We start from the raw sequence: 15,287 nt of genomic DNA, 5'->3' as shown, positions 1-15,287 counted from the left end.
GAACTACCTTCAACAATGATTCATCATTGCTTTAGGTTTGATTGAAACATCAATAGTGTTTCGGCGGCCATAGCGTGAGGGAAACGCCCGGTCACATTCCGAACCCGGAAGCTAAGCCTCACAGCGCCGATGGTACTGCAGGGGGGACCCTGTGGGAGAGTAGGACACCGCCGGACTCCTTTTAGTCGAAATGGCCACCCATCGTTGGGTGGCCATTTTGCGTTTACGAGCGAAGAGAACAGAGAACAGGGAGCACCATGCCGGAAGAGGAAGAGCGCCGTCCGCGTCGCAACGACGGGAACCAGCGCAACGAACGTCCTTCCGGAGGTCGCCCCGTATACCGCGACGGCGGTTCTCGTGCCGGCTCCGGCGACCGAAGCCCTCGGCGTGAAGGTGGTTACAACCGTGATGGTGGTGCCCCGCGTCGTGAGGGTGGTTACAACAACCGTGACGGTGCCCCTCGTCGTGAAGGTGGTTACAACCGCGACAGCGCTCCGCGTCGTGAAGGTGGTTACAACCGCGATGGTGGTGCCCCGCGTCGTGAAGGTGGTTACAACAACCGCGATGGTGCGCCCCGTCGTGAAGGTGGTTACAACCGCGACAGCGCGCCGCGTCGTGAAGGTGGTTACAACCGTGATGGTGGTGCCCCTCGTCGCGAAGGCGGTTTCAACAACCGGGATGGTGCGCCCCGTCGCGAAGGTGGCTACAACCGTGATGGTGGTGCCCCTCGTCGCGAAGGCGGTTACAACAACCGGGATGGTGCCCCGCGTCGCGAGGGCGGCTACAACCGTGATGGTGGTGCCCCTCGTCGCGAAGGCGGTTACAACAACCGTGATGGTGCGCCCCGTCGCGAGGGCGGCTACAACCGTGATGGTGGTGCCCCTCGTCGCGAAGGCGGTTACAACAACCGTGATGGTGCCCCGCGTCGCGAGGGCGGCTACAACCGTGACGGTGGCGCCCCGCGTCGCGAAGGTGGCTACAACCGTGACGGTGGTGCCCCGCGTCGTGAAGGTGGCTACAACCGTGACGGTGGTGCCCCGCGTCGTGAAGGCGGTTACAACCGTGACGGTGGTGCCCCGCGTCGTGAAGGTGGGTACAACCGCGATGGTGGTGCCCCGCGTCGCGAAGGCGGGTACAACCGTGACGGTGGTGCGCCCCGTCGTGAAGGTGGGTACAACCGCGATGGTGGTGCCCCCCGTCGCGAAGGCGGGTACAACAATCGTGACAGCGCACCGCGCCGCGAGGGCGGATTCGACCGGGAGCGGCGGAGTGACCGGTCCCGGTCCTTCCCGCAGCGCGGCGGCGCGGGGCGGGAGCGTCCTGCCAACGCGGCGAGCGAGCGTCCTCGGTTCGACGAGCCCCGCGTCCCGGAGGATGTCACGGCGCGCGACCTGCACCCCTCCGCGCGCAACGAGCTGAAGACGCTCAGCAAGGAGAACGCGGAGTTCGTCGCTCGGCATCTGGCGATGGCTTCTCGGCTGATCGACGAGGACCCGACTCTGGCGCACGAGCACGCACTCGCAGCGTCGCGTCGTGCAGGGCGCATCGCGATCGTCCGGGAGACCCTGGGCATCACCGCCTACGCGACGGGTGACTTCGCCCTGGCCCTGCGGGAACTGCGCACCTATCGCCGGATCTCCGGCAAGGACGACCAGATCGCCCTCATGGTCGACAGCGAGCGAGGCATCGGACGTCCCGACCGCGCCCTCGAGACCGGCCGCGCCGTGGACCGATCGGCTCTGACCACCCCCGTGCGCGTGGCTCTCGCGATCGCGATGTCGGGTGCCCGGCTGGACCAGGGCGACCTGGAGCTGGCCCTCGGGGAGCTCGAGATCCCGGAGCTCGATCCGGATCGCGCGTTCGAGTGGAGCCCCGCGCTCTTCGCCGCGCGCGCTGCCGTCCTGGAAGATCTCGGCCGCACGGACGAGGCGGAGTTCTGGGCGCACCGCGCCGAGGTCGCCGCGGAGGCTCTCGGTGTCGATGAGGCCGGCGACGAGGAGCTCTACGTCGAAGACGGTCTCGTCGAGGACGAGTTCTCCGAGGAGCACGCTGTCTCCGTCGAGGATGTTGTGTCCGACAAGGAGGAGTACTCCGCCGACGACACCGACTCCGACACCGACACCGACTCCGACTCCGAGGAAGAAGAGGCTTCCGACGCGGAGACCGGAGACGACTCGTCCTCCTCCGACACGAACGAGACCCCCGAGCCCGCCGAGCCGTCCATCGAAGACGAGGTGCGCGAACTGCTCGGCGAGGACGACGAGACGGAGGACGACTCGCCCTCCGCGTCCGAGAAGCCGGAGGCGTAGTGGGGCTCTTCACACCCAAGGCACGGAGGTCTCGAGCGGGACGGACGCCTCTCGAGGGCGTGGACACCGTCCTCGCCGATCTCGACGGCGTCGTCTACGCCGGTCCCGGGGCTCTGCCGCACGCGGTCGAGAGCCTGAACGCCGCGGCGCACGCGGTGCGTCTCGGCTACATCACCAACAACGCTTCGCGCACGGACGCCTCCGTGGCCGCGCATCTGACCAGTCTCGGGCTCGACGTCGCTCCGCAGGACGTCGTCACGAGCCCGCAGGCCGCGATGCGTCTGCTGTCCGGGATCGTTCCCGCGCCGGCGACCATCCTCGTCGTCGGCGGCGACGGGCTCGTCGACGAGGTGCAGAAGGCCGGGTACACGGTGACGCGCAGCGCCGAGGACGCTCCGCAGGCCGTGGTCCAGGGGTTCGCGCCCGAGGTGGCCTGGACGGACCTCGCCGAGGCGGCGTTCGCGCTGAAGGTCCCTGAGGACGAGGGCGGCATCCCCTGGATCGCCACGAACACGGACTGGACGATCCCGCGCGAGCGCGGCGTCGCCCCCGGCAACGGCACCCTCGTCTCCGCCGTGCACACCGCGATCGGTCGCCTGGCGACGGTGGCGGGCAAGCCGGAGACCCCGATCTTCGAGGAGGCGCTCGCCCGCTTCGGTGCCGCGAAGGCTCTGTTCATCGGCGACCGCCTGGACACCGACATCATGGGCGCCAGCCGCGCCGGAATCGAGTCCGCGCTCGTGCTGACCGGCATCGACCGTCCCAAGCACGTCCTCGCCGCGCCGGAAGGTTCACGCCCGACCTACATCCTCGGTGATCTGCGCGGCCTGCATGAGCCGTATCCCGAGCCCGTCGTGACCGACGGCGTGTTCGACGTGAACGGTGCCGCCGTCCGCGTCCACGGAGCGGACGTCGAGATCGTCGCCGAGTCCGGCGAGCAGCTCGACCTCCTCCGCGCCGGCGCCGCGGCCATCTGGGCGTCCGGTACGCCGGTGTTCGTGCTGCGGGTTCCCGAACGGCTGTACGCCGACCCGTTCCACCGCCCCTGAGCCACGCGTGGCGCCGTCGGCCGTCGGCGGCGCCGCGTACAGTGGAAGCGTGAGTGACGAGACGACGACCAGCGCGCCGACGGACGGCCTGTGGAGTCGTCTGCGCCTGATCGAAGGTCAGCCGCTCTCCGCACGCGCGGACTTGTACTCGGCCCTGCACGACGAACTCTCTCGGCGGCTCGAGAGCGGATCCCGGCTGGAACAGCGGGAGACTCCGGGACCACGATGACGCGACTCGACGCCGCCCTCGCCTCCCGAGGACTCGCCCGTTCGCGCACGCACGCCGCCACCCTCATCGCCGACGGTCTCGTGAGCGTCGACGGTCGCCCGGTCGTCAAAGCCTCGACTGCGGTCGGCGAGGAGAACACGATCACGGTGGCCGGCGCCGACCACTATGTCAGCCGCGGCGCGCACAAGCTCATCGCCGGGCTCGACGGCTTCACCATTCCCGTGCAGGGGCGCCTCGTGCTCGACATGGGAGCCTCGACCGGCGGCTTCACGCAGGTGCTGCGGGAGCGCGGCGCGCGGCGCGTGCTGGCTGTGGACGTCGGTCACGGCCAGCTCGCCCCGTCGATCGCGGCAGACCCCGGTGTCACCGCGGTCGAGGGCTTCAACGTGCGGCACATGACCCGTGACAGTCTCGCCGCGGCGACGGGGGAGTCCGCCTCGCCCGACCTGGTGGTGGGCGACCTCTCCTTCATCTCGCTCGAGCTCGTGCTCCCCGCGGTGGTCGCCGTCGCGGCGCCGGGTTCCGATGTCCTGCTGCTCGTCAAACCGCAATTCGAGGTCGGCCGGACGGCGGTGCGCGGCGGTCTCGTCACCGACCCCGCCACCCGTGCCGATGCCGTCGCCCGCGTGGCGTGGAGCGCGTGGGACGCGGGGATGGGGATGGCCGGGATCGTCTCCTCCCCGATCCTCGGAACCCACGGCAATGCGGAGTATCTCGTGCACCTCGTGCCGGGCGGCGGCAGCAATCCGACAGAATGGATGGACACCATCAACCAGCTGGCAGGGGGACGATGAACGAGCGCAGGATCCTGGTCGTCGCCCACGCGGGTCGCGTCGACACCGTCGCGGCCGCCCGCCGGGTGGTCGATGCCCTCCGGGGCGCGGGAGTGCGCCCCGTCCTGGCGGCCGACGACCACGCGGAGCTCTCCGCGGTCGATGCGTTCTTCGCGGACGTCGAGGTGCTGGATGCCTCCGCCGGTCCGGCGTCCCTCGAGCTCGCGATCGTGCTCGGCGGCGACGGCACGATCCTCCGTGCGGCGGAACTCGTCCGCGACAGCGGCGCCCCGGTGCTCGGCATCAACATGGGCCACGTCGGCTTCCTCGCGGAGATCGACCGGGACGACATGGACGACGCGATGCGCCGCGTCATCGCCCGCGACTACGAGGTCGAGGAGCGCCTGGCACTGTCGGTGCGCGTGAAGGACGCCTCGGGCGACGTCGTCTTCGAGACCTGGGCTCTGAACGAGGCGACCGTCGAGAAGGCGAGCCGGGAGCGCATGATCGAGGTGGTGCTCGAGATCGACGGGCGCCCCCTGTCGAGTTTCGGCTGCGACGGCATGGTCGTCTCCACCCCGACCGGCTCGACCGCCTACAACTTCTCCGCCGGCGGCCCGGTCATCTGGCCGACGGTCGAGGCCATCGCCGTCGTCCCGCTGTCGGCCCATGCCCTCTTCGCCAAGCCGCTCGTGGTGAGCCCCGACGCGGCCGTGGCGATCGAGATGCTGGAGCGGACGGACGGCTCCGGCATCCTCTGGTGCGACGGCCGTCGTTCCCACGACCTTCCGCCGGGTGCCCGCGTCGTCGTCCGTCGTTCGTCGCGCCCGGTCCGCCTCGCGCGACTGCACCCCACCGCGTTCACGAATCGTCTCGTCCGCAAGTTCCAGCTGCCCGTCGAGGGATGGCGCGGACAGGAACGGAGGAGCGAGGCATGATCGAGGAGATGCGCATGCAGGGGCTCGGCGTGATCGCCGATGCCGTCCTGCCGCTCGGGCCCGGCTTCACGGCCATCACCGGCGAGACCGGAGCGGGCAAGACCATGGTGGTCACCGGTCTCGGCCTGCTTCTCGGACAGCGCGCCGACTCCGGCGCCGTGCGCAAGGGCGCGGCGCAGGCGTCGGTGGCCGGTGTGTGGATCGTGCCGGAGACCGGTGAGGTCGCCGACATCGTCGCCGAGGCCGGGGGAGAGCTGGAGCCGGCCGGCGCCGGGACTGCGGAGCTGTACGTCTCGCGCACCCTCAGCGCCGAAGGCCGCAGTCGCGCGAGCGTCGGCGGCCGCGCCGCACCGGCGGGTGTGCTGTCCTCGCTCGCCGACGAGCTCATCGTGGTGCACGGACAGTCCGAGCAGCTGCGGCTGCGATCGGCGGCCGCGCAGCGCGACGCCCTCGATCGCTTCGGCGGCGAGGCCATCGCCCGGGCGCTGGAGGAGTATCAGGCCGCGTTCGAGCACTGGCGCACGCTCGACGCCGAGATCGTCGACATCACCGCGAACCGCGACCGGCGCGCCGAGGAGGCCGCCCGGCTGCGGGAGGACCTGGCCCTGATCGAGGCCACCGCTCCCGAAGAGGGTGAGGATGAGGAGCTGACGGCCCGCGCCGAACGCCTCGCGAACGCGGAGGAGCTGCGGCTCGCGGCCGCCCTGGCCCACGGCTCCCTCTCGAACGAGGAGGGCGAGCCCGATGCGTCGGCGCTGGTCGCGGAGGCACGCCGAGCGATCGAGCGCGTGTCGGACCCGAAGCTGGCGGAGGTCGCCGAGACCCTGGCCGACATCGGCTACCGGATCGCCGACGCCGCCGGCGTGCTCTCCGGCTTCCTCGCCGACCTCGACGAGTCCGGCCCGCACGAGCTCGCAGCCGTCGAGGAACGCCGGGCCGCGCTCGGCGTCCTCATCCGTCAGCACGGTTCGCTGACGGAAGCGCTGGCACTGTGGCAGACCGGTTCCGCACGGCTGGCCGAGCTCGACGACGACGGGGAGCGTCTGGAACGCCTCACCGCCGAGCGCGACGCGGCCAGGGCGGAGCTCGACGCCCGCGCGGACGCCCTCACCGCCGCCCGGAGCGAGGCCGCCGTCCGGCTCGGCGCGGCCGTGACCGCCGAGCTCCACGCGCTGGCGATGCCGGACGCACGCCTGGAGGTGTCCGTGGCGCCTGGCGCCGAGAGCACCCACGGGCGCGACGACGTCGCCATCCTGCTCGCGCCGCATCCCGGTGCCGAACCCCGCTCCGTCGCCAAGGGCGCGTCCGGCGGCGAGCTGTCGCGCGTGATGCTCGCGATCGAGGTCGTCATCGCGGCGACCGACCCGGTTCCCACCTTCGTGTTCGACGAGGTCGACGCCGGCATCGGCGGTGCCGCGGCCATCGAGGTCGGTCGGCGACTCGCCCGACTCGCCGAGAAGTCGCAGGTGATCGCCGTCACCCATCTCGCCCAGGTCGCCGCCTTCGCGAACAACCACCTGACCGTCGTGAAATCGAACGACGGCGCCGTCACCGCCTCCAGCGTGCGGCGGCTCGACGGGGAGGAGCGCGAGGCCGAGATGGCCCGTCTGCTCTCCGGACTCGCGGATTCCGATGCCGCACTCACCCACGCTCGTGAGCTTCTCAGCCTCGGCGTCTGAACGAACTGTTAGGATAGAAGCCCGTGATGAACTCTTCTTCTGCGGGGCCCAAGAACGACACGACCAAGCACATCTTCGTGACTGGTGGTGTCGTTTCGTCTTTGGGCAAGGGGCTCACCGCGGCCAGCCTGGGCAACCTCCTGACCGCCCGCGGACTCCGCGTGGTCATGCAGAAGCTCGACCCGTATCTGAACGTCGATCCGGGCACCATGAACCCGTTCCAGCACGGCGAGGTCTTCGTGACCGACGACGGTGCGGAGACCGACCTCGACATCGGCCACTACGAGCGCTTCCTCGACATCAACCTGTCCGAGGCGGCCAACGTCACGACCGGTCAGATCTACTCGCAGGTGATCGCGCGGGAGCGCCGCGGCGAGTACCTGGGCGACACCGTGCAGGTCATCCCGCACATCACCGACGAGATCAAGCGCCGCATGCGGCTGCAGGCGACCGAGGACCCGCGTCCCGACGTGATCATCACCGAGGTCGGCGGCACGGTCGGCGACATCGAGTCGCAGCCGTTCCTCGAGTCGGCCCGCCAGCTGCGTCACGAGCTCGGCCGCGACAGCGTGTTCTTCGTGCACGTCTCGCTCGTGCCGTTCATGGGGGCGTCCGGCGAGCAGAAGACCAAGCCGACCCAGCACTCGGTCGCCGCGCTCCGTCAGGTCGGCATCCAGCCGGATGCGCTCGTGCTCCGCAGCGACCGCCCGGTGAGCGCGAGCAACCGCAACAAGATCGCGCTGATGTGCGACGTCGATGTCGAGGGTGTCATCAACACCGTCGACCTGCCGAGCATCTACGACATCCCCTCCACCCTCAACGAGCAGGGCCTGGACTCCTACATCGTGCGCCGCCTCGGTCTCGACCAGAAGGCCGACGACGTCGACTGGACGCGCTGGAACAAGGTGCTGCACGCGGTGCACAACCCCAAGCACGAGGTCATGATCGGTCTCGTCGGCAAGTACATCGACCTCCCGGACGCCTACCTGTCCGTCACGGAGGCCCTCAAGGCGGGCGGCTTCGCGCAGGAGACCAAGGTCAACATCCGCTGGATCCCGTCCGACCTCTGCGAGACGCCCGAGGGTGCACAGGAGCAGCTGGCCGAGCTCGACGGCATCTGCGTGCCCGGCGGCTTCGGCATCCGCGGCATCGAGGGCAAGCTGGGCGCACTGAAGTTCGCCCGCGAGCAGGGGATCCCGACCCTCGGCCTGTGCCTCGGCCTGCAGTGCATGGTCATCGAGTACGCCCGCGACGTGGCCGGTATCGCCGGAGCCTCGTCCAGCGAGTTCGATCCGGACACCGCGGAGCCCGTCATCGCGACCATGGCCGAGCAGATCGAGATCCTCGACGGCGGCGACCTGGGCGGCACCATGCGCCTCGGTCTCTACCAGGCCGCTCTCGCGGAGGGCTCGCTGGCGCGCGAGGTCTACGGCGCCGCCGAGGTGTCCGAGCGTCACCGTCACCGCTACGAGGTGAACAACGCCTACCGCGATCGCCTGTCGGAGGCCGGGCTGGTGTTCTCGGGCCTGAATCCGGAGCTGGACCTCGTCGAGTACGTCGAGCTGCCGCGCGACGTGCACCCGTACTACATCGCCACCCAGGCGCACCCGGAGCTGCGTTCGCGTCCGACCGCCCCGCACCCGCTGTTCCGCGGTCTCGTCGGCGCGGCCATCGCCCGGCACCGCGCGAGCGAGCTGTTCGACGTGCCCGTCGATGAGTGAGCAGGGGATGGGCGCGGCGGACGAGTCGCTGCGCGACGAGTCCTTCGAGCCGGAGGTCCTGAGCAGCGACCTCGTCTACGAGGGCTACGTCTGGGACGTGCGCTCCGACCGGGTCCGGTACGGCGACGGCGAGATCGTGCGGCAGTACGTCGCCCATCCCGGCGCCGTCGCGATCCTCGCGCTGGACGACGAGGGGCGGGTGCTGCTCATCCAGCAGTACCGTCACCCGATCCGCCACCGCGACTGGGAGCTGCCGGCGGGCCTCCTCGACATCGCGGGGGAGGAGCCGATGGCGGCCGCCCGTCGCGAGCTCGCGGAGGAGGCCGACCTCGTCGCCGCCCACTGGGAGCCGCTGGTGTCCTCGTGGACGACGCCCGGAGGCAACGACGAGCTCATCCGGGTGTTCCTCGCGACCGGGCTCTCGGCCGCGGAGACCGCGCACGACCGCGAGGACGAGGAGGCGGACATCCGGCTCGCCTGGGTGCCGCTGGAAGACGCCGTCGCGGGAGTGATGGCCGGACGCCTGCGCAACGGCATCCTCTCCATCGGCGTGCTGGCCGCGGCGCAGAGGCTGCGCGACCGAGGCTGAGGATGCTGCTCGATCGCGCCCTCGACGCGTACCTGCGTCACGTGACGATCGAGCGCGGGCTCAGCGCGCATACGGTCGGCGCCTACCGGCGGGACCTCGAGGGCTACCGGGACTGGCTCACGGCGGAGGGGATCGACGACACCGCGGACATCACGTCCGTGGTGGTCGACCGTTTCGTCGCCGACCGTGCCTCGGCGGAGCCGCCGCCCGCGGCGACGAGCCTGGCGCGCCTGCAGTCCTCGGTGCGCGGCTGGCACCGGTTCCTCGCCCGGGAGGGCATCGAGGCGGACGATCCGACCGGACGCCTCCGCCCGCCGAAGACCCCGCGCCGGCTGCCCAAGGCCCTCACGATCGACCAAGTGGAGCGGCTGCTCGCCGCGCCGTCGGCCGAGGAGCCGCTCGGCATCCGCGACAGGGCGCTGCTGGAGCTTCTCTACGCGACGGGTGCCCGGGTGTCGGAGGCGGTCGGGCTCGACGTCGACGACATGGCGCACGGCGAGGTGCTGCGCCTGCGGGGAAAGGGCTCGAAGGAGCGCATCGTCCCCGTGGGGTCGTATGCCCGCGCCGCGGTCGACGCGTATCTCACCCGGGTCCGCCCGGGCCTCGCGGCGAAGGGACGTGCGTCGGCCCGGCTCTTCCTCGGCGCGCGAGGCGCTCCGCTCTCGCGGCAGAGCGCCTGGCTGGTGATCCGTTCCGCCGCGGAGCGCGCGCAGCTCACCGCCGAGGTCTCCCCGCACACGCTGCGGCATTCCTTCGCGACCCACCTCCTGCAGGGCGGCGCCGACGTGCGCGTGGTGCAGGAGCTGCTGGGGCACTCCTCGGTCGCGACGACGCAGATCTACACACACGTCTCGGTGGACGCCCTCCGCGACATCTACGCGACCTCGCACCCCCGGGCACGCTGATCCCGCGCGGATCCGCGCCTCCTCCCGAGGCGGCCCGCCGCGCGCCGGGACGGCCGGGGAACGCATGGCCGCTACAATCGAGCAAGCACGAAGGAGCAGGAGAACCGGTGGCTGAGAAAGCGGCGAAGTCCAGGGCGAAGGCACAGAAGGCCGACGACACTCCCATGGGACCCACCGGCCGTCCGTATCAGGGCTTCCCGATCCCGGCGCCTCTGAAGTCGCACGGCCCCGCTCGCATCATCGCCCTCTGCAACCAGAAGGGCGGCGTCGGCAAGACGACGACGTCCATCAACCTCGCCGCCGCCCTCGCGGAGTACGGTCGCAAGGTGCTCGCGGTGGACTTCGACCCGCAAGGCGCCCTGTCCGCCGGTCTCGGCATCCAGACGCATGACGTGCCGACGGTCTACGACCTCCTGCTCGACACGAAGCGCGACGCCCACGACGCGATCGTGCACTCGAACGTGCCCGGTCTCGACGTCCTCCCCGCGAACATCGACCTCTCGGCCGCGGAGGTGCACCTCGTCAACGAGGTCGCCCGCGAGACGATCCTCGCCCGCGTGCTCCGGCAGGTGGCGGGGGAGTACGACGTCATCCTCATCGACTGCCAGCCGTCCCTGGGCCTGCTGACCGTGAACGCGCTGACGGCGGCGCACGGCGTCATCATCCCTCTCGAGTGCGAGTTCTTCGCGCTGCGCGGTGTCGCGCTCCTCATCGAGACCATCGACAAGGTGCGCGATCGCCTGAACCCCTCCATCGAGATGGACGGGCTGCTGGCGACCATGTACGACCCGCGCACGCTGCACTCGCGCGAGGTGCTCGAACGCGTCGTGGAGGCGTTCGGCGACGACGTGCTGGAGACCGTGATCGGCCGCACCGTGAAGTTCCCGGATGCGTCGGTCTCGGGGGTCCCGATCACCGAGTTCGCTCCGGAGCACGCGGCCGCACAGGCATACCTGCGGCTGGCCAGGGAGCTGGTCGCCCGTGGCGCCGTCGCCTGACGAGCTCGGAACCGCTGAGGTCCCGGCACTCGCCGACGCCGTCGACGCTGCGGAGGCTTCCTCCGCCGACGACGCCGGTTTCCGGGTCTCGCTGTCGAACTTCGACGGCCCCTTCGACCTCCTGCTGACCCTCATCTCGAAACACGAGATGGACATCACCGAGGTGTCGCTGAGTGCCGTCACCAACGAGTTCATCGCGTACCTGGCCGACCTCGAGGACGAGGAGGAGCTGGACCAGGCGTCGGAGTTCCTCGTCGTCGCGGCGACCCTGCTCGACATGAAGGTGGCGGGCCTGCTGCCGCAGGGCGAGCTCGTCGACGCCGAGGCCGTCGCGCTGCTCGAAGCGCGCGACCTGCTCTTCGCCCGTCTGCTGCAGTACCGCGCGTTCAAGGAGGTCTCCGCGTGGTTCGCACGGTGCCTGCAGCGGGAGGACCGTCGCCACGTGCGCGCGGTGCCGCTGGAGGAGAAGCACCGGAAGCAGACACCCGAGCTCGTCTGGTCGCTCACGACCGACGACTTCGCGGCTCTGGCACTGCTGGCCTTCGCACCGAAGGAGATCCCGCACGTCGGGCTCGACCACCTGCACGCGCCCCTGGTCAGCATCCGCGAGCAGGCCGCGATCGTCGTCACGCTGCTGCGCGGCACCGAGTCGCTGAGCTTCCGCGAACTCGTCGCCGGCGTCACCGAGCCGGGCATCGTCGTGGCCCGCTTCATCTCGGTGCTGGAGCTGTACCGGCACGCGGCGCTGTCCTTCGAACAACTGGAACCGCTCGGGGAGCTGACGCTCCGTTGGGCCGCCGACTCCTGGTCGGACGAGACACTCGCGACCCTGGGGGCCGACTATGACCGATGACATGACCGAGACGGAAACCGGGCTCCGCGAGGAGCCCGACGCCGTGACGGGTGCCGAGTTGCCCCTCAGCGAGCGCGTGGAGGCGATCCTCTTCATCGTCGACGAGCCGATCGGCCTGGTGGCTCTCGCCGCGGCGGTCGGCGCGCCGGTGCCCGCCGTCCGGCAGACGGTCGAGTCGCTGGTCGAGGACTACGACGGCCGGGGCGCGGGTCCGCGGCGCGGCTTCGAGCTGCGGGAGGTCGGCGGCGGGTGGCGGCTCTACGTCCGCGAAGACCTGGATCCGGTCGTGGCGGAGTTCGTCGGCGGCCAGGCTCCGGCCCGGCTCTCGCAGGCCGCGTTGGAGACGCTCGCGGTGATCGCCTACAAGCAGCCCGTCACCCGCAGCCAGGTCGCCTCGATCCGCGCGGTCAACGTCGACTCCGTGGTCCGCACGCTCCTCGCACGAGGCCTGATCATCGAGCTCTTCGCCGACTCCGAGACCGGGGCGATCAACTACGGCACGACCGATGCGCTCCTCCAGCATCTCGGCATCAACTCTCTGGATGAGCTTCCGCCGATCTCGCCGCTCCTCGATGACGGCGCCGACGGCTTCGACGAAGGGACGGTCCGATGACCACCGACGCCCACGATTCCGCAGCCCCCGAGGGCGTCCGACTGCAGAAGGTGCTGGCAGCCGCCGGCGTCGCGTCCCGTCGGGTCGTCGAGCAGTACATCGTCGAGGGGCGTATCCGCGTGAACGGCCAGGTGGTCACCGAGCTCGGCCGCCGCATCGACCCGGAGCGCGACCTCGTCGACGTCGACGGCACCGCGGTGCAGCTCGACGTGTCCAAGCGCTACGTGATGCTGAACAAGCCGACGGGCGTGGTCAGCAGCATGCGCGACGAGAGCGGCCGTCCGGATCTCCGGCGCTTCACGAAGGACTACGAGGAGCGGCTCTACAACGTCGGGCGCCTGGACGCCGAGACCAGCGGCCTGCTGCTGCTCACCAACGACGGCGAGCTCGCGCACGTCCTCGCGCACCCGTCCTTCGGCGTCACCAAGGTCTACATCGCGAAGGTGGAAGGGACGGTGACGGCGCAGACCATCTCGAAGCTCACGAAGGGCATCGAGCTGGAGGACGGCCCCATCGCCGCCGACAGGGCCCGCCTGCTGGACACATCGGCGGGCTCGAGCCTCGTCGAGCTCACGCTGCACTCGGGACGCAACCGGATCGTGCGTCGCATGATGGCCGCGGTCGGTCATCCGGTCACGGAACTGGTGCGGCGGCAGTTCGGTCCGCTGCACCTGGGAACCCTCCCGGCGGGCCGGACGCGGGAACTGAGTAAAATCGAACTCGGCGCGCTGTTGACCCTCGCGCGCCGGGAATCCGGTGTCGCCGAGGCGCCAGGCGAGCAGGAGAGCGAATGACCCAGACGACGAGTGCGCCCGCGGCGCGGAAGGCCGGTGCCGTCGCGCCGCGCCTGTCCGGCACCGTGCGCATCGTCGGCGCCGGGCTGCTCGGTGCCAGCGTCGGCCACGCGCTCCGCGCGAAGGGCATCGACGTGGTCCTCACGGATGCGTCCCCCGCGCAGCTGCGCCTCGCCGTCGACTACGGCGCCGGACGCCTTCCGCAGGATGACGACGCCCCGGTGCTCGTCGTCGTGGCCGTGCCGCCGGATGTGACCGCCGACGTGATCCAGGCCGAGCTCGAGCGCTACCCCGACGCCGTCGTGACGGATGTCGCGAGCGTGAAGCTGGAGCCGTTCCGCACGCTCCGTGACCGCGGCGTGAACCTCGCCCGCTACATCGGCTCCCACCCGCTCGCCGGCCGGGAGCGCGGCGGGGCGATCTCGGCGCGAGCCGATCTGTTCATCGGACGGCCGTGGGTCGTGTGCCGCGACGAGGACACCACCGCGCGGGACCTCGCGCTGGTCGAGGCGCTGGCTCTCGATGTCGGTGCGATGCCGCTGGAGATGACCCCGGAGGAGCACGATCGCTCCGTCGCCCTCACCTCGCACGTGCCGCAGGTCGTCGCGAGTCTCCTCGCCGGGCGTCTCGCCGGGGCCGAGGAGGGCGCGCTCCGCCTGGCAGGGCAGGGCGTGCGGGACACGACGCGCATCGCCGCGTCCGCTCCGGAGCTGTGGGTGCAGATCCTCGGCGCCAACGCCGGTCCCGTGGTCGAAATCCTCGACGCCCTCGCGACGGACCTGAGCGAGGTCGCCGATGCGCTGCGCGCTCCCGCGGCCCCCGGAGCCCGACGCGTGCTCGCGGAGACCATCCGCCAGGGCAACGACGGCGTCGAGCGCCTCCCCGGCAAGCACGGACAGAACCGACGCTTCGAGACACTGGTCGTCATGGTCGACGACACCGCCGGTCAGCTGGGGCGCCTGTTCGGCGAGCTCGGCGAGCTGGGCGTCAACGTCGAGGACCTGCGGCTGGAGCATTCTCCCGGCGCGCAGTTCGGCCTCGCCGAGATCAGTGTCGACCCCGCGGCGCTGCACGGCGCGATCACCGGGCTCCAGGAACGCGGCTGGCGCATCGCAGGGAACACCAATGACTGACACCTCCACCGTCTCCGCCACGAAGTTCATCGCCATCGACGGTCCCGCCGGGTCCGGCAAGTCGAGCGTGTCCAAGGCGATCGCGCGTCGCGAGGGCTTCGGCTACCTCGACACCGGGTCGGCCTACCGCGCTCTCGCCTGGCACGTGCTCGATCGCGGCGCGGACACCGACGACGCGGAGGCCGTGCGCGCCGCGGCCGCCGACTTCCCGGTCCGCCTCGGGCTCGACCCGGATGACCGCACGGTACGTGTCGGCGACGTGGACGTGACGGAGGCGATCCGCGAGCCCCGCGTGTCCGGCGCGGTGAGCGGCGTGGCGCGGGTGCCCGAGGTGCGCACCCAGGTCAACGAGCTCTTCCGGGCACTGGTCGCTGAGGCGCCGTACCCGGCAGTGGTGGTCGAAGGCCGCGACATCACGACCGTCGTGGCACCCGATGCGCCTGTCCGCATCCTGCTGACCGCCGCACCGGAGGTGCGTGCCGCCCGCCGCGCGGGTGAGCTCGCAGGCGAGAACGCCGCCGCCGTCGCGGACGCCCTGCACAAGCGCGACGCCTCCGACAGCGCGGTCGTCGACTTCCTCAACGCCGCGGAAGGCGTGGAGGTCGTCGACTCGACCGCACTCGATTTCCCCCAGACCATCGACGCCGTCCTCTCGGCGATCGAACGACTCCGAGGAGCACACCGTGACTGACGACGAATACGAA

General features: G+C 70.7%; 16 protein-coding genes and 1 rRNA gene. All 17 read left to right on the top strand.

The genetic code is table 11. The features are described from left to right. Nucleotides 1–59: 59 nt before the first annotated feature. The 17 genes from rrf (at nt 60) to cmk (ending at nt 15,274) form a co-directional block, all read left to right on the top strand. Nucleotides 60–176 (top strand): 5S ribosomal RNA (gene rrf, locus RI211_RS11285). A gap of 28 nt (nt 177–204) precedes the next feature. Next, the gene (locus RI211_RS11280; protein ID WP_315714153.1) at nt 205–1,419 is read left to right on the top strand and encodes a hypothetical protein; all 1,215 of its coding nucleotides are present in this window, start codon (nt 205–207) and stop codon (nt 1,417–1,419) included. Nucleotides 1,420–1,466: 47 nt separating this feature from the next. Next, entirely contained in the window at nt 1,467–2,309 is an 843-nt protein-coding gene (locus RI211_RS11275) for a tetratricopeptide repeat protein (protein ID WP_315637520.1), read from the top strand. Then, entirely contained in the window at nt 2,309–3,358 is a 1,050-nt protein-coding gene (locus tag RI211_RS11270; protein WP_396654907.1) for an HAD-IIA family hydrolase, read from the top strand. Before RI211_RS11275 ends, RI211_RS11270 begins: the two co-directional genes overlap by 1 nt. Nucleotides 3,359–3,407: 49 nt before the next feature. Further along, the gene (locus RI211_RS11265) at nt 3,408–3,587 is read left to right on the top strand and encodes a hypothetical protein (RefSeq protein WP_187661855.1); all 180 of its coding nucleotides are present in this window, start codon (nt 3,408–3,410) and stop codon (nt 3,585–3,587) included. Continuing rightward, nucleotides 3,584–4,381: a TlyA family RNA methyltransferase gene (locus RI211_RS11260; RefSeq protein ID WP_315637521.1), complete on the top strand. Its 798-nt coding sequence runs from the start codon at nt 3,584–3,586 to the stop codon at nt 4,379–4,381. The genes RI211_RS11265 and RI211_RS11260 overlap by 4 nt, the downstream gene beginning before the upstream one ends. Further along, nucleotides 4,378–5,298: an NAD kinase gene (locus RI211_RS11255; protein WP_315637522.1), complete on the top strand. Its 921-nt coding sequence runs from the start codon at nt 4,378–4,380 to the stop codon at nt 5,296–5,298. Before RI211_RS11260 ends, RI211_RS11255 begins: the two co-directional genes overlap by 4 nt. Next, the gene (gene recN, locus RI211_RS11250; protein WP_315637523.1) at nt 5,295–6,977 is read left to right on the top strand and encodes a DNA repair protein RecN; all 1,683 of its coding nucleotides are present in this window, start codon (nt 5,295–5,297) and stop codon (nt 6,975–6,977) included. Before RI211_RS11255 ends, recN begins: the two co-directional genes overlap by 4 nt. A gap of 26 nt (nt 6,978–7,003) precedes the next feature. Continuing rightward, a complete protein-coding gene (gene pyrG / locus RI211_RS11245; protein WP_315637524.1) occupies nt 7,004–8,698 on the top strand; it encodes a CTP synthase in 1,695 nt (564 codons plus the stop codon). Continuing rightward, nucleotides 8,691–9,287, top strand: coding sequence for an NUDIX domain-containing protein (locus RI211_RS11240; RefSeq protein ID WP_315637525.1), 597 nt, complete (start codon nt 8,691–8,693; stop codon nt 9,285–9,287). Before pyrG ends, RI211_RS11240 begins: the two co-directional genes overlap by 8 nt. A gap of 2 nt (nt 9,288–9,289) precedes the next feature. Next, on the top strand, nt 9,290–10,192 hold the full coding sequence (gene xerD / locus RI211_RS11235) for a site-specific tyrosine recombinase XerD (RefSeq protein ID WP_187661850.1): 903 nt from the start codon (nt 9,290–9,292) through the stop codon (nt 10,190–10,192). Nucleotides 10,193–10,356: 164 nt separating this feature from the next. Beyond that, the gene (locus RI211_RS11230; RefSeq protein ID WP_164498181.1) at nt 10,357–11,190 is read left to right on the top strand and encodes a ParA family protein; all 834 of its coding nucleotides are present in this window, start codon (nt 10,357–10,359) and stop codon (nt 11,188–11,190) included. After that, nucleotides 11,174–12,043, top strand: coding sequence for a segregation and condensation protein A (locus RI211_RS11225; RefSeq protein ID WP_268777289.1), 870 nt, complete (start codon nt 11,174–11,176; stop codon nt 12,041–12,043). The genes RI211_RS11230 and RI211_RS11225 overlap by 17 nt, the downstream gene beginning before the upstream one ends. Further along, the gene (scpB, locus tag RI211_RS11220; RefSeq protein ID WP_396654908.1) at nt 12,033–12,656 is read left to right on the top strand and encodes an SMC-Scp complex subunit ScpB; all 624 of its coding nucleotides are present in this window, start codon (nt 12,033–12,035) and stop codon (nt 12,654–12,656) included. Before RI211_RS11225 ends, scpB begins: the two co-directional genes overlap by 11 nt. Beyond that, nucleotides 12,653–13,450, top strand: coding sequence for a pseudouridine synthase (locus tag RI211_RS11215; RefSeq protein ID WP_187661847.1), 798 nt, complete (start codon nt 12,653–12,655; stop codon nt 13,448–13,450). The genes scpB and RI211_RS11215 overlap by 4 nt, the downstream gene beginning before the upstream one ends. Then, nucleotides 13,447–14,583: a prephenate dehydrogenase gene (locus tag RI211_RS11210; protein WP_315637527.1), complete on the top strand. Its 1,137-nt coding sequence runs from the start codon at nt 13,447–13,449 to the stop codon at nt 14,581–14,583. The genes RI211_RS11215 and RI211_RS11210 overlap by 4 nt, the downstream gene beginning before the upstream one ends. Beyond that, nucleotides 14,576–15,274 (top strand): (d)CMP kinase, encoded by a 699-nt coding sequence (gene cmk / locus RI211_RS11205; RefSeq protein ID WP_315637528.1) that lies wholly within the window; start codon nt 14,576–14,578, stop codon nt 15,272–15,274. Before RI211_RS11210 ends, cmk begins: the two co-directional genes overlap by 8 nt. Nucleotides 15,275–15,287 lie beyond the last annotated feature (13 nt).

This window comes from Microbacterium meiriae (assembly GCF_032364335.1).
GTDB lineage: Bacteria > Actinomycetota > Actinomycetes > Actinomycetales > Microbacteriaceae > Microbacterium > Microbacterium meiriae.
Note: the sequence above shows the minus strand (reverse complement) of the source record. Positions and strands in the feature narration are given on the sequence as shown.